Origin of the sequence: Alsobacter sp. KACC 23698, assembly GCF_045348435.1 — a bacterium.
In the GTDB taxonomy this organism is placed as follows: domain Bacteria; phylum Pseudomonadota; class Alphaproteobacteria; order Rhizobiales; family Beijerinckiaceae; genus Alsobacter.
On sequence record NZ_CP157484.1, the window covers coordinates 126994 to 145461 of the forward strand.

At 71.3% G+C, this 18468-nt stretch carries 17 protein-coding genes; 3 read left to right on the top strand and 14 right to left on the bottom strand.

All coding sequences use genetic code 11. The annotated features are described in order from the left end of the window. Positions 1-65 precede the first annotated feature (65 nt). The 9 genes from ABEG18_RS00650 to ABEG18_RS00690 form a co-directional block, all read right to left on the bottom strand. Complete coding sequence (locus ABEG18_RS00650; RefSeq protein ID WP_406856172.1) at positions 66-1010, bottom strand: 2-hydroxyacid dehydrogenase; 945 nt, start codon at positions 1008-1010, stop codon at positions 66-68. A gap of 77 nt (positions 1011-1087) precedes the next feature. Further along, positions 1088-2416, bottom strand: coding sequence for a thymidine phosphorylase (gene deoA, locus ABEG18_RS00655; protein ID WP_406856173.1), 1329 nt, complete (start codon positions 2414-2416; stop codon positions 1088-1090). A gap of 7 nt (positions 2417-2423) precedes the next feature. Further along, positions 2424-3191, bottom strand: a complete 768-nt coding sequence (gene deoC / locus ABEG18_RS00660; protein WP_406856174.1) for a deoxyribose-phosphate aldolase — start codon at positions 3189-3191, stop codon at positions 2424-2426. Further along, entirely contained in the window at positions 3184-3996 is an 813-nt protein-coding gene (locus tag ABEG18_RS00665; protein ID WP_406856175.1) for a purine-nucleoside phosphorylase, read from the bottom strand. Before ABEG18_RS00665 ends, deoC begins: the two co-directional genes overlap by 8 nt. A 14-nt stretch (positions 3997-4010) precedes the next feature. Beyond that, positions 4011-4430, bottom strand: coding sequence for a cytidine deaminase (cdd, locus tag ABEG18_RS00670; protein ID WP_406856176.1), 420 nt, complete (start codon positions 4428-4430; stop codon positions 4011-4013). After that, positions 4430-5401, bottom strand: a complete 972-nt coding sequence (locus ABEG18_RS00675; RefSeq protein WP_406856177.1) for an ABC transporter permease — start codon at positions 5399-5401, stop codon at positions 4430-4432. The genes cdd and ABEG18_RS00675 overlap by 1 nt, the downstream gene beginning before the upstream one ends. Before the next feature lie 2 nt (positions 5402-5403). Continuing rightward, a complete protein-coding gene (locus ABEG18_RS00680) occupies positions 5404-6510 on the bottom strand; it encodes an ABC transporter permease (RefSeq protein WP_406856178.1) in 1107 nt (368 codons plus the stop codon). After that, complete coding sequence (locus ABEG18_RS00685; RefSeq protein ID WP_406856179.1) at positions 6507-8048, bottom strand: ABC transporter ATP-binding protein; 1542 nt, start codon at positions 8046-8048, stop codon at positions 6507-6509. The genes ABEG18_RS00680 and ABEG18_RS00685 overlap by 4 nt, the downstream gene beginning before the upstream one ends. Positions 8049-8212: 164 nt before the next feature. After that, complete coding sequence (locus tag ABEG18_RS00690) at positions 8213-9208, bottom strand: BMP family protein (protein ID WP_406856180.1); 996 nt, start codon at positions 9206-9208, stop codon at positions 8213-8215. A 286-nt stretch (positions 9209-9494) separates the two neighbouring features. Between ABEG18_RS00690 and ABEG18_RS00695 the strand changes: the two genes are divergently transcribed. Next, positions 9495-10268 carry a DUF1194 domain-containing protein gene (locus ABEG18_RS00695; protein WP_406858729.1) on the top strand — a complete coding sequence of 258 codons (774 nt, stop codon included), beginning with the start codon at positions 9495-9497 and terminating at the stop codon, positions 10266-10268. A 72-nt stretch (positions 10269-10340) separates the two neighbouring features. After that, the gene (locus ABEG18_RS00700) at positions 10341-10748 is read left to right on the top strand and encodes a methylglyoxal synthase (RefSeq protein ID WP_406856181.1); all 408 of its coding nucleotides are present in this window, start codon (positions 10341-10343) and stop codon (positions 10746-10748) included. A gap of 201 nt (positions 10749-10949) precedes the next feature. Here the strand turns inward: ABEG18_RS00700 and hrpB are convergent, their stop codons facing one another. Beyond that, complete coding sequence (hrpB, locus tag ABEG18_RS00705; RefSeq protein WP_406856182.1) at positions 10950-13427, bottom strand: ATP-dependent helicase HrpB; 2478 nt, start codon at positions 13425-13427, stop codon at positions 10950-10952. Between the two features lie 472 nt (positions 13428-13899). Between hrpB and ABEG18_RS00710 the strand changes: the two genes are divergently transcribed. Further along, positions 13900-14556: a LuxR family transcriptional regulator gene (locus tag ABEG18_RS00710; RefSeq protein WP_406856183.1), complete on the top strand. Its 657-nt coding sequence runs from the start codon at positions 13900-13902 to the stop codon at positions 14554-14556. 55 nt (positions 14557-14611) lie between these two features. Here the strand turns inward: ABEG18_RS00710 and ABEG18_RS00715 are convergent, their stop codons facing one another. The 4 genes from ABEG18_RS00715 to ABEG18_RS00730 all read right to left on the bottom strand — a co-directional run bounded on the left by ABEG18_RS00715 (position 14612) and on the right by ABEG18_RS00730 (position 18447). Continuing rightward, complete coding sequence (locus ABEG18_RS00715) at positions 14612-15223, bottom strand: HAD family hydrolase (RefSeq protein WP_406856184.1); 612 nt, start codon at positions 15221-15223, stop codon at positions 14612-14614. Position 15224: 1 nt separating this feature from the next. Then, on the bottom strand, positions 15225-15869 hold the full coding sequence (upp, locus tag ABEG18_RS00720) for a uracil phosphoribosyltransferase (protein WP_406856185.1): 645 nt from the start codon (positions 15867-15869) through the stop codon (positions 15225-15227). Positions 15870-15940: 71 nt separating this feature from the next. Then, positions 15941-17185 (bottom strand): URC4/urg3 family protein, encoded by a 1245-nt coding sequence (locus ABEG18_RS00725; protein ID WP_406856186.1) that lies wholly within the window; start codon positions 17183-17185, stop codon positions 15941-15943. Further along, positions 17185-18447 (bottom strand): GTP cyclohydrolase II, encoded by a 1263-nt coding sequence (locus ABEG18_RS00730; protein WP_406856187.1) that lies wholly within the window; start codon positions 18445-18447, stop codon positions 17185-17187. Before ABEG18_RS00730 ends, ABEG18_RS00725 begins: the two co-directional genes overlap by 1 nt. Positions 18448-18468 lie beyond the last annotated feature (21 nt).

Here is an 18468-nt window from a genome sequence, read left to right on the forward strand (position 1 = left end):
GCGCCGAAGCATGCGACCACCAGGAAACGAGATCATGCTGTGTTTCCGTCGAAACACAGCATGATCTAGTAGCCGACCGTTCTGTCGACCGCGTGCTCGAAGGGCTGGCCGCCCTCGTGGCGCCGGATCTGTTGCGCCACCAGCGAGATGATCGCCTCGGGCTCCGACATCGCCGCGTTGTGCGGCGTGACGGTCACGCGCGGATGCGCCCAGAGCGGCGACGCCGAGGGCAGCGGCTCGGTCTCGAAGACGTCGAGCGTGGCGCTCGCGAGCGCGCCTTCGTCCAGGCAGGCCAGGATGTCGCTCTCCACCTGCAGCCCGCCGCGGCCGGCGTTGATCAGATGGGCGCCGCCGACGCGGCCGTCCCGCGCCAGCCCGCCGAGGAGCTTGCGGTCGATCAGGCCGCGCGTGTCGTCGGTGAGCGGCAGGAGGCAGACCAGGATGTCGGTCCGGGCCAGGAAGGGCGCGAGGCCGTCGTCCCCGGAGAACGTGGCCAGATCGGGCAGCCTCTTGGGGCTGCGGCTCCACCCGGCCACGTCGAATCCCATGACCTGCAGCTTGCGCGCCGCGTCCCGCCCCAGCACGCCGAGGCCCAGAACGCCGACGCGCACGTGGCGCGCAGCCGGCTGGGCGTCGTCGTCGTCCCAGACGCGCTCCTGCTGCTGCCGCACATAGCGCATCTGCTGCCGCAGGATCTTGAGGCAGTGCAGCACCACATATTCGCTCATGCGGTTCGTCAGGTCGGGATCGACGACGCGCAGGATCGGCACGTCCGGCAGTTTAGGATCGCCGAGCAGATGGTCGACGCCCGCCCCCAGCGAGAAGATCGCCTCCAGGTTCGGCAGGCCCGCGAACGCGCCCGCCGGCGCCTTCCAGGCCACGGCGTAGTGCACGGCCCGCCGGTCGAAGGGTTCGCCCGGAACCACGACGCTCCGCTCGGGGAGCTTGCTCCTGAGCCGGGCGACCCATTGCTCCGCGTCCCAGCCCTTGATGGCCACCAAGATCGTCATCGCCGTCCAGCCCTTATCCGTCGCCCCGAACGGGCGCGGGCGTCGTCAGCCCCCCTGCATCATCGGTGGGGCTCAGCTCACGGTCCAGAGCTTTCCGTCTCGAAACGCGCCACCACGGCGGGCGTGACCTCCGGTTCCTCGTCGCCGAGCCGATAGGCGGCCAGCAACGCCGCCTGCGCGGCGTCGGCCGCCGCTTCCGTGCGGGCATGGACGGTCCCGAGCGGTTCGCCGGGCGCGATCCGGGCGCCGACGCCGGCGAGGTCGGAGAATCCCACGGCGTGGTCCACCGCGTCCTGCGGGCGAGTGCGGCCCCCGCCCAGCCGGATGACGGCCACGCCCACCGCCCGCGTGTCGATCTCGGCGACGAAGCCCGCACGCTCGCTCGCGACCACCCGGACGATCTCGGCCGCCGGGAGGTGATCCCGGGCTCTCTCCACGAAATCGGCGGGCCCGCCGAGCGCCCGCACCATGCGGCCGAAAGTCTCCGCGGCCGCGCCGGACATGATGGCGGCGTCGATGCGGGCCCAGCCGTCCTCGATCGAGTCCGCCAGGCCGCCAAGCAGCAGCATCTCTCCCCCGAGCGCGACGACGACCTCGTGCAGCCGGGCTCCCCGGTGTTCGCCGGTCAGGTAGGCGACCGCGTTCATCACCTCCACGGCGTTGCCGGCGGCGCTGGCGAGCGGCTCGTCCATGCTGGTCAGCAGGGCGGTGGTCGGCAGGCCCGCCCCGGTCGCCACCTCGGCGAGGCTTTCGGCCAGTTCGGCCGAGAGCTCGAAGGTTGGCATGAACGCGCCGTTGCCGGTCTTCACGTCCATCACCAGCCCGTCGAGCCCGGCCGCGAGCTTCTTCGACAGGATCGAGGCCGTGATGAGCGGGATGGACTCCACCGTCGCGGTGACGTCGCGGATGCCGTAGAGCCGCTTGTCGGCGGGCGCGAGGTTCTCCGTCTGGCCGATGATGGCGCAGCCGACGTCGGCGACCACGCGGCGGAACAGCTCGTTGTCGGGCTGCGAGCGATAGCCCGGGATCGAGTCGAGCTTGTCGAGCGTGCCGCCCGTATGGCCGAGGCCGCGGCCGGAGATCATCGGCACATAGCCGCCGCAGGCGGCCACGGCCGGCGCCAGCATCAGGCTGACATTGTCGCCGACGCCGCCGGTGGAGTGCTTGTCGAGGACCGGGCCGGGCAGGTCCGGCCACACCATGGTGACGCCGGAGTCCACCATGGCCCGCGTCAGCGCCACGCGCTCGTCCATGGTCATGCCCTGGAAGAACACGGCCATCGCGAAGGCGGCGGCCTGGCCCTCCGTCACCGCGCCGCTGGTCAGGCCGCGGATCACGAAGGCGATCTCCTCGGCGGTCAGCTCCGCTCCGTCGCGCTTGCGGCGGATGATTTCCTGCGGGATCACGGCGACCTCAGTAGGCGTTCGGGGCGGGCGAGGGCGCGCCGCCCTCGATGACGGCGATCAGGGCCGCCAGCAGCCCGCTGGCTCCGATCCGGAAGGTGGTGGGGGCGACCCAGCCCGGGCCCATGATCCGCTCGGCCAGGCTCACATAGGCGGCCGCGTCCTCGTAGGTGCGGATTCCGCCGGCCGCCTTGAAGCCGACCGGCCGTCCGGACGACTTGATGGCCTGGAGCATCGTCCCGGCGGCCTCCAGGGTCGCCGAGACGGCGATCTTGCCCGTGCTGGTCTTCAGGAAGTCGGCGCCCGCGTCGATCGCGAGGCGGCAGGCCTCCGCCACGCTGGCCTGGTCCGGAAAGGCGCCCGTCTCCAGGATCACCTTCAGCTGCTGCCCGCCCTGCAGCACCGCCTTGGCCTCGCGCACCATGCCGGCCGCGACGTCGGCCTCGCCGCGCAGGAAGGCCCGGTAGGGGAGCACGAGGTCGATCTCGTCCGCGCCGTCGCCGAGGGCCTCGCCCATGTCGTCGAGGACGCGCTCGAGGTCCTCCCCGCCGGCGGGGAAATTGACCACGGTGGCGATCCGCACGCCGGTGTCGCGCAGCGCGCGCGACGCCTCGCCGACGAATTGCGGCCAGAGGCAGACCGCCGCGACATGGCCGTGCGGCCCCACCGCCCGCCCGCAAAGCGCCTTGACCTCGCCGGGCCCGCAATTGGATTCCAGATTGGTCAGGTCGAGGAGGCCGATCAGCCGCCGGGCCGTGTCGACTGCAGCTTCAGACATCGTCCAGCCCTTTCAGGAACGCCAGCAACAGCCGTTTCAGCACGATTCCGCCGGTCGAGGCCACGGTCTTGGTCTCGCCATGCGAGGGGCTCGCGCCCTCCATGCCGGCGGCCAGGTTCGTCACCACCGAGATCCCGGCGACGTCGATCCCGAAGCGCCGCGCCAGGATCACCTCCGGCACGGTGGACATCCCGACCAGGTCCGCCCCGAGGGTGCGCATCATCCGGATCTCGGCGGGCGTCTCGAAGCTCGGGCCCGACACCCAGCAATAGACGCCTTCATGCAACTTCACACCGGCCTGCGTGGCGGCGCGCTTGATGCGGGCCCTCAGCCGCGGCGAGTAGGCGTCCGTCATGGAGACGAACCGCCCGTCATCCGTATCGCCGATCAGCGGGTTGGCGCCGGTCAGGTTGATGTGGTCGCTGATCAGCGCCAGATTCCCGGGCTGGGCGTCCTTTCGGATAGCCCCCGCGGCGTTGGTGATCACGATGGTGGACACGCCCAGGCGCGACAAGGTCTCGATGGGCGTGCGCATCGCGCCGGCGTCGCCGGTTTCGTAGTAGTGGCTGCGCCCCTGCAGCAGGATCACCCGGCGGCCTTCCAGCCTGCCGATGACGAGGCGCCCGGCATGGCCGGACACGGCGCTGCGGGGAAACCCCGGGATGTCGGCGTACGGGATCGCGACCGCGTCCGTCACGGCGTCCGCGACGCCGCCGAGGCCGGTCCCCAGGATCACGGCGATGCTGCCAGGGCCGCCCACCTTCGGCTGCAGCAGGGCGATGGCGTCGGCGCAACGATCGGGCATTCGGATGTCCTGCATCAGCGGGGGTCCCGGGGCTGCATGGCGTGCGGCCCGAACCCGAAGGGGAGAAGCTCCTCGGCGGTGAAGCTGCGCCGGTAGGCTTGCGTGTCCGCAGCCCACACGCGGGCGTCGCGACCGCCGAATTCGAAGATGCGCTGGCGGCACGCCCCGCAGGGCGTGACGAGCGCCGCGCCCTCCGCCGTCACGGCGATCTCGACCAGGCTCACATCCCCGCCCAGCACCATCGCGGAGAGGGCGCTGGCCTCCGCGCAGACGCCGACCGGATAGGACGCGTTCTCCACGTTGACGCCCGCATAGACGCGCCCCGAAGCGCCGCGGACGGCGGCGCCCACACGGTAGCCCGAATAGGGCGCATAGGCGTGCTCGCGCGCGGCGACGGCCGCGGCCAGCAGGTCGGCGGGGCCCTCGATGCTCATCAGCGTTCCTTCACATAGGGCAGGCCGGAGGCCCTTGGGGGGATGGCTTTGCCGATGAAACCCGCCAGAAGGATGACGGTCAGCGCGTAGGGCAGGGCCTGGATCGCCTGCACCGGCGCCAGTCCGATTCCGGGGAGGCTGACGCCCTGCAGCCGGATGGCCACGGCGTCCAGGAGGCCGAACAGAAAGCAGGCGCCGAGCGCCGGCCAGGCCCGCCACTTGGCGAAGATCAGCGCCGCCAGGGCGATGAAGCCCTTGCCGGCCGTCATCTGCGGCAGGAACCCGGCCGCCTGGGCGAGCGACAGATAGGCGCCGCCGAGCCCGCACAGCACGCCGGCGATGACGACCGCCGCATAGCGCAGCCCCGTCACCGAGATGCCGGCCGTGTCGATCGCGGCCGGGTTCTCGCCCACGGCGCGGATGCGCAGGCCGAAACGCGTCCGCTTCAGCACGACGGCGGTCGCCAGCACGGCGGCGAGCGCGACATAGATCAGCACGGTCTGCCCCGACACGACCTCGCTGTAGAGCAGGCCGAGCACCGGCGTGTCGCGAAGCTGGGCCGCGCCGGGCAGGCTCAGCGGCTCGAAGCGCATCGCGCCCTCCAGCGGCGGCGTGCGGCCGCCCTGCCGGTACCAGGCGTTGCCGATGAGCGCGGTGAGCCCGGCGGCCAGCATGTTGAGCGCCACGCCCGACACGATCTGGTTGCCGCGCTGGGTGATGGAGGCGAATCCATGCACCAGGCCCAGCGCGACCGAAGCCGCGACGCCGGCGCCGAGCCCCGCCCAGGCGCTCCCGGTCGCATGGGAGGCCGCCGCGGCCGCGAAGGCGGCGGCCAGCATCTTGCCCTCCAGCCCGATGTCGACGACCCCGGCCCGCTCCGACCAGAGCCCCGCCAGGCAGGCGAAGAGCAGCGGCGCGGCGAGGCGCACGCCGGAGTCGAAGATCGCGATGGCGACGCCGGCGAGGTCCATGCTCAGGGCCCCGCGCGGCGGCGGGCCGCGAAGGCGCGGCTGAGCGGTCCACGGAAGATCCCGTCCAGCGCGCCCGCGAACAGGATCACCAGGCCCGAGATCGTGACGATCATGTCGCGCGTGATCGCCGGCTTGTCGAAGGCCAGCTCCGCGCCTCCCTGGTACATCACGCCGAACAGCACGGAGGCCAGGATGATTCCCACCGGATGCGACCTGCCCATCAGGGCGACCGCGATGCCGATGAAGCCGTAGCCGGCCGTGAACTCCAGCAGCAGCCGATCCTGCACGCCCATGATCTCGTTGACGGCCAGCAGGCCCGCGAGCCCGCCCGAGATCAGCATGGCGATCACCGTGATGCGGCTGATCGAGATCCCGGCGTAGAGCGCCGCGGAGGGGTTCGCCCCCACGGTGCGGATGGCGAAGCCGAGCCGCGTGCGCCAGATCAGCGCCCACAGGGCCGCGCAGGCCGCCAGGGCCAGCAGGAAGGACGCGTTCAGCGGCGTCGCCGGGATGGACCAGCCCAGGCCCGCCGCCATCACATGCATGAACGGCACATGGGCGTTGGGGCCGAAGGTCCGCGTCTCGGGCGACATGGAGTCCGGCCGCCCGATGACGCTCACCAGGAGATACACCAGCAGCGCGGAGGCCAGCATGTTGAACATGATGGTGGTGATGACGATGTGGCTGCCGCGCCTGGCCTGCAGATAGGCCGGGATCAGGGCCCAGAGCGCGCCGAAGCACGCGGCCGAGAGGCTCGCCAGGGGGATCAGCGCCCAGGCCGGCAGGCTTTCGAAGCGAAGGCAGACCAGCGCCGCCCCCACCCCGCCCAGGGCGGCCTGGCCCTCGCCGCCGATATTGAACAGGCCGGCGTGGAACGCCACCGCGACGGCGAGGCCCGTGAAGATGAAGTTGGTGGCGTAGTAGAGCGTGAAGCCGATCCCCTCGCCCGTGCCGAGCGCGCCGCGCAGCATGATGGCGGTGGCCTCCAGCGGGTTCTCGCCGATCGCCAGCACCACGAGGCCGGCGGCCAGGAAGGAGGTGGCGACCGCCAGGATCGGGACCAGCGCGTAGTCGGCCCAGCGGGGCAGCTCGAGCGGGGCGGCGCTCATGCGGCCCGGTCCGACACGCCGGCCATCAGCAGGCCGAGGTCGCGCTCGTTGGTGCGCCCGGCAAGCCGCTCGCCGGTGATGCGCCCGCCGCACATCGCCACGATCCTGTCGGCCAGGGCCATGATCTCCTCGAGCTCCACCGAGACCAGCAGGATCGCCACCCCCGCGTCGCGCAGCGCGATCAGCCTGCGGTGGATGAATTCGATGGCGCCGATGTCCACGCCGCGCGTCGGCTGGCCGACCAGCAGCACCTTCGGGCCGCGCTCGATCTCGCGGGCGAGAACGATCTTCTGCTGGTTGCCGCCGGAGAATTTCGAGGTCTTCAGCGTCGGCGACCGGGGGCGGACGTCGTAGTCCTCCATCTCGGCGCGGGCGTGCGCCACGATGGCGGCGCGGTCCAGCAGCAGGCCGGCCCCGTAGCAGGCCTCCCGCTGGAAGCCCAGCATGGCGCTCTCGCAGGCCTCAAAGGACGGCACGAGGCCGGTCCGCAGGCGATCCTCCGGCACGTGAAGCAGGCCGCGGGCCCGCAGCCGCGCGGGGTCGAGGTCCTGGCGGCCCAGCGGCGCGCCCTCCAGCGTGATCGCGCCGGCCGCGATCGGCCGCATTCCGGCCAGCGCTTCGAGAAGTTCGCTCTGGCCGTTACCGGCGATGCCGGCGATGCCGACGATCTCGCCCGCCCGCACCGTCAGCGACACGCCGTCGACGCGCAGCGAGCCGCGCGCGTCCCGCACCTGCAGGCCCTCGACGACCAGAGCCGCCGCGCCGGGCGCCGCGGGCGCCTTCTCCACCCGAAGCAGCACCCGCCGGCCCACCATCGCTTCGGCGAGCTCCGGGGGCGACGTGGCGGCGGTGTCCAGCGTGGCCACCATCTCGCCCCGCCGCATGACCGAGACGCGGTCGGTGACCGCCATGATCTCGCGCAGCTTGTGGGTGATCAGGATGATGGTCTTGCCCTCGTCGGCCAGGATCCGCAGGAGCCGGAAAAGCCCGTCCGCCTCGTCGGGCGTCAGCACCGCGGTGGGCTCGTCGAGGACGAGGACGTCGGCGCCCCTGACCAGCGCCTTGACGATCTCCACCCGTTGCTGGAGCCCGACCGGCAGGTCGCCCACCACGGCGTCGGGATCGAGCGCCAGGCCGTAGTCGGCGGCCAGCCGCGCGAGCTTCGCCCGCACCTGCCTGGCCCCGGCGGCGAGGCGCGGCCCGCCTTCGGCGCCCAGCATGACGTTGTCGGTCACCGACAACGGCTCCACCAGCATGAAGTGCTGGTGCACCATGCCGATCCCCGCCGCGATCGCCTCGCCCGGCGAGCGGATGCGGGTCGGCGCGCCGTTGATCCGGATCTCGCCGGCGTCGGCCTCGTAGAACCCGTACAGGATCGACATCAGCGTCGACTTGCCGGCGCCGTTCTCGCCGACGACGCCGTGGATCGAGCCCTTTCGCACCGCGAGATCCACGGCCTTGTTGGCGTGCACCTCGCCGAAGCGCTTGTCGACGCCGACGAGTTCGATGGCGAGGGGAGGGGCGGGCGCGGCGTTCATGCAGGAATCGTTATCTCAAAAGGCCGACGGGCGCCCAACCTGGCTTCGGTCCCGCCCAGCCAGCGTCCCACGACGCCCTCGTCCTTCGCGACGCCATGCTGGCGCACGGCTCCTCAGGATGAGGGGTCTGGGCGGCGCGCGACCGCGGCTTTGCGGCTACGCCCTCACGGGCACTTCTGGTCGGCCATGTAGTCGTGGACCTTGAGGCTTCCCGACACGATCTCGGCGGCGGCCTTGTCGGCGGCGGCCTTCAGGTCCGGCGTGATCAGGGCCTTGTTGTTGTCGTCGAGGGCCCAGCCGACGCCGTTCTCCTTCAGCCCCAGCACGGTGACGCCGGGCTTCCAGGTCCCGTCCTTGGCGGCCTTGAACGAGTCGATCGTCGCCACGTCGACCCGCTTGGTCATCGAGGTCAGGACCTTGCCGGGATGCAGCATGTTCTGGTTGGAGTCGACGCCGATGCCGAGCTTGCCCGCGTCGGCGGTGGCGCGCAGCACGCCCACGCCCGTGCCGCCCGCCGCGTGGTAGATCACGTCCGCCCCCCGGTCGATCTGCGCCTTGGCGAGTTCGCCGCCCTTCACGGGATCGTTCCAGGCCGCGCCGGTGGTGCCCGTCATGTTCTGCAGCACCTCGGCGGAGGGGTTGGCGTATTTCACGCCCTGGACGTAGCCGCAGGCGAATTTGCGGATGAGCGGGATGTCCATGCCGCCCACGAAGCCGACCTTGCCGGTCTTGGACGCCTTGGCGGCCAGGAGGCCGACCAGGAACGAGCCCTCATGCTCCTTGAACACGATGGACTGCACGTTCGGCGCGTCCACCACCATGTCGATGAGCGTGAACTTCGCGTTGGGGAATTCCTTGGCGACCTTCTCGACCGCGCTCGCCTGGCTGAAGCCGACCGCCACGATGGGGGAGAAGCCATCCCGCGCGAACCGGCGCAGGGCCTGTTCCCGCTGCGCGTCGTTCTGGATCTCGAAGTCGCGATAGTCGACGCCCGTGTCCTTCTTGAACTGCTCGGCCCCGTTATAGACGCCCTCGTTGAAGGATTTGTCGAACTTGCCGCCGAGATCATAGACGATCGCGGGCTTGAGGGCCTGGCCCTGCGCCAAGGCCGCGCCGTTCATCACGATGGCGGCGGCCATCCCCAGGATCACGGTCCGCATGTGCAATGTCCCCTTCAATGCCAGGTCTCGAGAAAAAGAGCCGTTTACGCCTTGTAGGATGGCATGCCGCCCTGCCGAGGTGAAGCGCGCAAACATCGCAGGAGCAGCCCATTGGCGCGGACAATCTCAGGTGGCACACTGCGTCAGGGGCCATGTCACGGAGGGCGCCATGCCGGACCGCCGCACGTTCTCGCATCGCGCCCATGAGAAACGCCGTCCCGCGCGCCTGCGAGCCCTCGGCTTCGCGGCCCGGGCGGCGGGCTTCGCCCTGCTGGCGCTTGCGGCGATGGCGCTCCAGCCCGCCCCCGCGCAGGCCCGGGACGGCGCGAACGAGGTCGATGTCGAACTCGTCCTGGCGGTGGACATCTCCTACTCGATGGACCCGGAGGAGCAGGCCCTGCAGCGGCAGGGCTATATCGAGGCGCTGCGCTCGCCCGAGGTGATCGACGCCATCCGCAAGGGCGTCAACGGCAAGATCGCCGTCACCTATGTGGAGTGGGCCGGCGTCAACACCCAGGAGGTCGTGGCCGACTGGATGGTGATCGACGGGCGCGAGAGCGCCGTGGAGTTCACGGCCCAGCTCGCCGCCAAGCCGATCCGCCGCCTCTACCGCACGTCGATCTCCGGGGCGATCGACTTCGCCGTCCCGCTCTTCGACAAGAACGACTATCGCGGCCTGAAGCAGGTGGTCGACATCTCCGGCGACGGCTCCAACAACCAGGGCCGGCCGGTCACCGCGGCGAGGGACGAGGCGCTCGCCAAGGGCGTCACCATCAACGGGCTGCCCATCATGCTCAACCGCCCCAATGGCGGCTTTCCGGAGGTGGAGAACCTCGACGAATACTATCGCGACTGCGTGATCGGCGGCCCGGGGTCCTTCGTGATCCCCATCCGCGAAAGAGGCCACTTCATCGAGGCGATCCGCACCAAGATCCTGCTGGAGGTCGCGCTCGCCCCGCCGTCGCGGTGGCCCGCGCGGGTGATCCCGGCCCAGGCGACGGAGCCGAGAAGCGCCTGCTTCTTCGGCGAGCGCCAGTGGCAGCAGCGCTGGGGAAACTGAGCGCGGGCGAAGCACTTGCCACCGCCAAGCGGGGCGCCGCATAGAGGAGGCTGTCCCGGCCTCGGTGGTCCCATGTCCCGCTTCCGCCTCGCCCTCATCGCGCACGACCAGAAGAAGGCCGCCATGGTGGCCTGGGCCGAGCGGCATCGCGACGACCTGAAGCGCTGCGAGCTCGTCGCGACGGGGACCACCGGCACACGCATCATGGAGCGCTGTCCCGACCTGGCCGTCACCCTGATGAAGAGCGGCCCGCTCGGCGGCGACCAGCAGATCGGGGCGCTGATCGCCGAGGGGCGGCTCGACGGGCTGGTGTTCTTCGTCGACCCGCTCTCGCCGCATCCGCACGACGTGGACGTCAAGGCCCTGACGAGGCTGGCGCTCGTCTACGACATCCCGATGGCTTGCAATCAGGCCACGGCGGATCTCGTCGTCGCGGGCTTCGGCGCCATGCGCCGCAAGGCGTCGCACGTGTCCGCGTAGCCGTTGCAAGTTTTATTGGCGCGGACTCGACGCCCGTCATCCCCGGCGCGCCGCAGGCGCGGGAAGGGGATCCAGGAAGGCCGGGCGATGGGCTCACGTGCCGGACCCTCCTGGATCCCCGTCCCGGCGCTGCGCGCCGCCGGGGATGACGGGGATCGGCAGTGGCCCATCTGGTCCTGGGTCCCGACGGTCGAGAACCTCTCACGTCCCGCGCGGCTTGGCCCTGGCGGTGGGGGCCGCCTCGGCGGGATCGTCCGGCCAGGGGTGGCGGGGATAGCGGCCCTTCATGTCGGCCTTCACGGCCGCCCAGGAGCCGCGCCAGAAGCCCGGCAGGTCGCGGGTGATCTGGATGGGGCGGTGCGCCGGCGACAGGAGGTGCAGCACCAGCGGCAGGCGGCCGTTCGCGACGGCCGGATGCTGCTTCAGGCCGAACAGCTCCTGCACCCGGATGGCCAGCACGGGCCCTTCCTCGGCCTCGTAGTCGATGGCCGCGTTGTTGCCCGTGGGGGCCTGGAAATGCGTCGGCGCCTCGGCGTCGAGGCGGCGCGCCATGTCCCAGGGCACGAGCGCCTTCAGGGCGCGGTCGAGATCGTCCGTGGTGATCTGGGCCAGGCCGGCGCGCCCCTCGATGAAGGGCGCCAGCCACTCGGCCGCCGACCCCGCGAGGGCCTCGTCCGACAGGTCCGGCCAGCTGGGGTCGGCGCGGCGCAGGAACGTCACGCGGTTGCGCCATTGCGCCAGCGCCTTGGTCCAGGGCAGGCGGCCGACGCCGAGCGACGCGACGCCGCGCGCCAGCGCCTGCGCGGCCTCGGGCGTCGCCGGCGTCGGGAGGGTCTGCTCCGACAGCGTCAGCGCCTGCAGCCGCCGCACCCGGCGCGCCCGCAACGCGGCCGCCTGTCGATCGAAGGCGAGGTCGTCGGTGGTCTGGATGTGGCCGGCGAACTCCTCCTCGATGGTCGCAAGGTCGATGGGCGCGGCCAGCAGGATGCGGGCGGCGGCGGCCCCGCCCGCGATCTCGGCGACGGCCAGGAAGGGCTCGCGCGCCAGAGCGTCGTGCGGCTCCACCTGCCCGCCCCGCCCATTGGCCATCACGAAGGCGCCCGGCGCCCCGCGGGCCTTGGCGATCCGGTCCGGATAGGCGAGCGCCAGCACGGCCCCGGCCTCTGAGACGTCGCCGGGCCGGAACGAGGCCCCGACCGCCTCGCACCAGCCCCGCGCGAGGCGGCGCATGTCCTCCGCCCGCCGGCCGCGGTCGCGCCGGAACGCGTCGAGCCGATGCCCGAGATGGGCGGAGTCGCCGCCCAGGCCCCGCTCGGTGATCACGGCCGCGATCTCGGCCGCCAGCGCGGCCTGCCCGCGCCCGGCGGCGCTGGCCACCATGCGGGCGAGGCGAGGCGGCAGCGGCAGGCCGCGGATCAGCTTGCCCTCCGGGGTGAGCCGGCCCTGCGCGTCGAGCGCGTCGATCTCGGTCAGCAGCGCCCGCGCCTCCGCCAGCGCCGGCCGGGGCGGCGGGTCCAGGAAGGGCAGGGTGGTGGGATCGGAGACGCCCCAGGCGGCGCAATCCAGCACGAGGCCGGACAGGTCCGCGCTCAGGATCTCGGCCGGCGCGAAGGGCTCCATCGCGCCCGTGGAGGCCTCCTCCCACAGCCGGTAGCAGACGCCCGGCGCGGTGCGCCCGGCGCGGCCGCGCCGCTGGTCGGCGGCGGCGCGCGAGACGCGCACGGTCTCCAGCCGCGTCAGCCCGATGGCGGGCTCGTAGCGCGGCGTGCGGGCGAGCCCGCTGTCGACCACCACGCGCACGCCCTCGATGGTCAGCGAGGTCTCGGCGATGGAGGTCGCCAGCACGACCTTGCGGCGGCCGGGCTGCGCCGGCTGCACCGCGAGGTCCTGGTCGCGCTGCTCCATGGCGCCGAACAGCGGCGCGATGTCGACGGCGGGGTCGCGGATGCGCTCGGCCAGCATGCCGGCGACGCGGCGGATCTCGCCCTGGCCGGGGAGGAAGGCCAGGATGGACCCGGGCTCCGCCCGCAGCGCCGTCACGATCAGGTCCGCGACCTGCTCGTCGATGCGCCGGCGCGGATCGCGGCCGACATGGCGGGTCTCGACCGGGAAGGCCCGGCCCTCGCTCTGGATCACCGGGGCGTCGCCGAGCAGGCGCGCCACCCGTGCGCCGTCCAGCGTGGCCGACATCACCAGGATGCGCAGGTCCTCCCGCAGCCCCGCCTGCGCGTCGAGCGCCAGCGCGAGGCCGAGATCGGCGTCCAGCGAGCGCTCATGGAACTCGTCGAACAGCACGGCCGCGACGCCGGCGAGCTCCGGGTCGTCCAGGATCATGCGGGCGAAGACGCCCTCGGTGACCACCTCGATGCGGGTGCGCGGCCCGACCTTGGATCCGAGCCGCACGCGCAGGCCGACGGTGTCGCCCACCTGCTCGCCCAGCGTCGCCGCCATGCGGCTGGCCGCCGCGCGGGCGGCGAGCCGGCGCGGCTCCAGCAGGATCAGCTTGCCGGGCCGGCCGGCGAGGGTGGTCCAGCCTTCGTCCAGCAGGGCGAGCGGAACGCGCGTGGTCTTGCCCGCGCCGGGCGGCGCGACCAGCACCGCGGCCGCGCGGCCGGCCAGCGCGCCGGCGATGTCCGGCAGGACGGCGTCGATCGGGAGCGGCGTGGGAAAGCTGCGCATGGGTTGGGTTTGGCCGAGCGGGAGCGCCAAGGCAAGCCGGAGCCGGTCAGTTACCTGACGCGCCCCTGACCATTATGGCAGATTGCGACCGTGACCTGCCTCGCTCAGATAATGGATGGAGATGGGAGGACACATTGAATTCTAAGAACAAGGATACTTCGACGCTCACCTACGTCATCGGCTGCTTGTATTTCTGTTCAGAAGCACTCGACGCCCTTGGCCTGAGAGACTACGCCGATGAACTCCGAAATACGTGCGGCAAGCTGGCCGTAAATCTGCGGCGCCAACAAAGTCGTACATGAAGGGTTGTCGTCTCGAACGACTGCCGCCTGTGCTATGATCTGAAGATTAGCGGACCGCCGCGGCTCTGTTGCAGCGGTCCGCACTCTTCCGTTTCAGGGCGCTCGCTATGGTAGTCATGCACAGGGACGGTTCAGTCCCAAGTCACGCCGAAAATGCTATCGATCATCGCATGGCGGCTTTCGTCAAAGCACATGATCTCGCCGAATATGCCTACCATATCCGCCTCGTGCCGGGCGAGATCGAGCGCGACCTCGTGCTGTATACGAGCTACCCGGAAGCATGGGTCCAGCACTATGTGGATCAGGATTACTTCCAGATCGATCCCGTCATCAAGCTCGCGCAATTCAACATCATGCCGATCGATTGGGACGATTTCGACCAGAACGACCCCAAGATCGCGCAGCTGGCGCGCGAACGCGAGGCGGTCGGCGTGGGCCCGCGCGGCCTCACGGTGCCGATCCGCGGGGCGGTCGGCGACTTCGCGCTGTTCAGCGTCACGAGCCGCGAGGATGCCGGACACTGGCGCGCAAGGTTGCCCGGTCTCGTCGGCGCCGTCGTGGTCGCGGCCTATGAGTTTCACGCCGCCGTCATGGACATGTGGGTGGACGAAGACCACGAGATGCGCCCGCTGTCGCCGCGCGAGCGGCAGGTGTTGACGCTGGCCGGCCGCGGCATGCCGCACAAATCCGTCGCCTTCGCGCTGGCGATCTCCGAGAGCGCCGTGAAGCTCTATCTGGACAGCGCCCGCCACAAGCTGGGAGCGCACAACACCGCGCAGGCGGTGGGCTACGCGGTGTCGCGCCACCTCATCGCCAGCCCGCCCTGAGCGGCGCCTAAACCGCAAGGCGCCGTCATCACGCGCCCGTCAGGCCTCGCCGCGGCTAAACCGGGAAGCCGTAGCGCCGCAGGTCGAGCGCCAGCTGCTCGGCGGTGGTGAAGTGGACGGCGTGCATGCCGACCGCCCGCGCGCCCTCGACGTTCCGGGGGGAGTCGTCGATGAAGAGGCAATCGCCCGCCTCCAGCCCGTTGCGGTCGAGCAGCACGTGGTAGATCGCCGGGTCCGGCTTCAGGAGCTTCTCCTCGCCCGACACGACCACGTCCCGGAACCCGTCGAGGAAGGGCCAGCGACGGCGCGCGATGGCGAATTTCTCGTGCGAGAAGTTGGTGATCGCCCAGGTCGGCACGCCGGCCGCCCGCAGCTGTTCCAGCAGCGCCACGCTGCCATGGACGACGCCCGCCACGGTCTCGACCCAGCGCTCGTCGAAGGCGCGGATCTCGTCGGCGTAGTCGGGGTGCCGCTCGGTGAGCAGCGCCACCGCGTCCGCGAAGGGACGGCCGCGATCCTGCTCGATGTTCCAGTCGGGCGTGCAGACCTCGCCCAGGAACCACTCCATGCGGTCCTGGTCGGGGATGATCTTGCGGTAGAGATAGCGGGGGTTCCAGTCGAGCAGCACCTCGCCGATGTCGAAGACGGCCTGGGTGGGGTTCGCCATGTCAGCGCGTGCCGTACATGCGGTCGCCCGCGTCGCCGAGGCCCGGCACGATATAGCCGTGGTCGTTCAGCTTCTCGTCGATGGCGGCCGTCCAGACATGCACGTCCGGGTGCGCGCCGGTCAGTCGCGAGATGCCCTCCGGGGCGGCGAGCAGGCACACGAAGCGGATGTCCTTGGCGCCGCGCTCCTTCAGCCGGTCGATCGCCGCCACGGCGGAGTTCGCCGTCGCCAGCATCGGGTCGACCACGATGACCAGCCGCTCGGCGATGTCCGACGGCGCCTTGAAATAGTATTCCACCGCGGTCAGCGTCTCCGGGTCGCGGTAGAGCCCGATATGGGCGACGCGGGCCGACGGGACGAGGGTGAGCATGCCGTCCAGGAAGCCCACTCCGGCCCGCAGGATAGGGGCGAGCACGAGCTTCTTGCCGGAGATCATCGGCGCCATCATCGACGTGATGGGCGTCTCGGTCTCGACGAGTTCGGTCGGCAGGTCGCGCGTCACCTCATAGGCGAGCAGCATGCCGATCTCGTTCAGGAGCTGCCGGAAGCCCTTGGTCGAGCGCGTCCGGTCGCGCATGAGCGTCAGCTTGTGCTGGACCAGCGGGTGGGACACGACGGTGACGCCGGGGTGGCTGACGTCCTGCATTTCGACCTCGATGCGAGCGGGTGGAATCGCGCCAGCATACAGCGGCGCAGGGCGGGGAGAACTGGAGCGCTTCAGAAAACCGTTCCGTCGCTGACGACCTGCAGCGGCGGGGACCCGTCGGGCCTCCTCTCCCGGGCGATCCTGCGGCCGGCCGCCCAGGCGCCGCCCTCCAGCGCCTTGGCCAGCGGGAACTGCTCGGCGGTGAGGCCCAGCGACGAGCGGACCAGAGCGGCCGTGTCGTCCAGGAGCGCGACGGTGAGGGCCCGCCATTCCACGATGACCGGAGCGTCGACCGGGTGGGCCGTCCCGGCCAGCGCCGGATCCCGTAGGGCGAGCACGCCCGTGTCGATGAAGAGGCCGCCATTGCGGTATTCGGCGAGGCCCGTCAGCGCATCCATGCCCGAGACGCCGATCCCGGCGTCCTGGAGCGGCTCGATGAGCGAATAGGCCAGCCATTGCGAGAGCTTGTGGAACGGGACCAGGCCCGAGGTCGCGTCGTGGGTGACGAGGCTCGGATGCCGCCAGGTGTCGCCGAGATTGACGCCGCCCAGCGTGATCCGGCCAGGCCAGATCGGACCCAGATGGTCCAGGATGGCCCGCAGGATCGCCTCGGCCGGCAGCACGCCGCCCTCGGCCTGGGCGCAGAGATGGTCGAACAGCCCGCCCGGGCGCGGGTCGTCGTGACGGCCGAACACCTCCGGGGCGGCCGCGACCACCTCGCCCAGCCGCGCCAGCAGCGAGAGGCGGCCGTCGAGGCCGGTCATCGGGTTCTCGGGGCCGACCTGGAAGGCCCGCGCGACGCCGGCCGGCTCCAGGGCGGCCAGGCGCGCCGCGTCGGCCCGCAGCGGCTCGTTCGGCCGGGCCGAGAACAGCCCCGCCGAGAACATGTCGAAGCTCGCCACCGCCAGCCCTTCCGAGCGGCTGAAGCTTTCGCCGCTGGCGTCCTCGCGGTAGCGCCAGCGCGATCCGGCGCCCGCGTCTAGGAGCACGCTCACGATGGCGAGGTCGAACGCCGCCCGGCCCTTGGCGGCGCTGGACGGCCATGCGGCGTCACGCGCCAGCGTCCCCCAGCGGTCGAAACCGCCCGCCGCGAAGTGGCGCCAGCGGGCGTGAAGCGGGACCTGGAGGGTCGGATAGTTGCGCCGGATCGTGGCCGTCACATAGTCGGCGCAGCGGCACAGCTTGCCGGGATCCACCTCGAAATGGGGCAGTTCGCCCGCCACGCCGAGATGGAGGAGGCGATGCGCCCGCTCGCGGACGGCCTTGGGGGACAGCAGCGTTCGGGCGAGCGCCGCATCCATGTCCTCAGCCCCCATCAGTACCGCTCCAGGGGGCGGCCCACGGTGTCCCGCAGGGCGTCCTGCCCGGGCGCGCCCTTGGGGGCGTAATAGCCGGCGGCCTTCTTGGCCTCCATCTCCACCGAGGCGTCGGGCGGCACCAGCTCGTCCGGGATGGGCACCCGCTCGATGATCTCGATGCCCGACCCCGTGATGGCGTCGTGCTTCATGTTCGACATGGAGACGAACCGGTCGATGCGGGTGATCCCCAGCCAGTGCAGCACGTCCGGCATGAGCTGCTGGAACCGGGCGTCCTGCACGCCGGCCACGCACTCGGTGCGCTCGAAATAGGTCGCCGCCTGGTCGCCGCCCTCCTGCCGCTTGCGCGCGTTGTAGACGAGGAACTTGGTGACCTCGCCCAGGGCGCGGCCCTCCTTGCGGTTGTAGGCGATCACGCCGACGCCGCCCTTCTGGGCCTCGCGGACGCATTCCTCGATGCCGTGCACCAGGTAGGGCCGGCAGGTGCAGATGTCCGAGCCGAAAACGTCCGAGCCGTTGCACTCGTCGTGGACCCGGCACGCGATGGTGCGCCGCGGATCGGTCAGGCCGGCGGGGTCGCCCATGATGTAGACCGTCGCGCCCCCGATCGGGGGCAGGAACACCGACAGGTCGGGCCGCGTCACCAGCTCCGGGAACATGCCGCCCGTCTGCTCGAAGAGGGTGCGCCGCAGCTTGGTCTCCGAGACGTCGAAGCGCTCCGCCACCCCGGGCAGGTGCCAGACGGGGTCGATGGCGATCTTGGTCACCGAGATGTCGCCGCTCGGCAGGAGCACGCTGGCGTCGGCCTTCAGCCTGCCGGTCGCCAGCGAGGCGACGATCTCCGGCATGTTGAGCCTCGCCTTGGTCACCGCGATGCTGGGCCGGATGTCGACGCCCTGGGCGATCTCGGTCCCGAACGCCTCCCCGGTCATCGCCCCCCAGGGGTCGAGCGACACGATCTTGCCGGGCTGTCCCCATTGGGGGTTCGGCCCGATCCCGACCACCGGATGCGTGTTGGTGAGGTCCGGCCGGATCAGCGGGTTGAGCGCTCCGGACGAGACCGCGAGCGCCCGGTAAAGCGAATACGCCCCGCCATGGGCCCCAATGACGTTGCGGTCCGCCGGATTGGTCACCGACCCGATCACCGGGCCGCGCTCCGCCGGGGTCGCCGCGCCCCAGCGGATCGGAAACCGCGCCGCGCCGGTGCCTGGCTCGGGGTGCGAGGTCAGCCGGATGTGAGTGCTTCGGTTGTCCGTGCTCATGGCGGTCCTTTGCGACCCTGC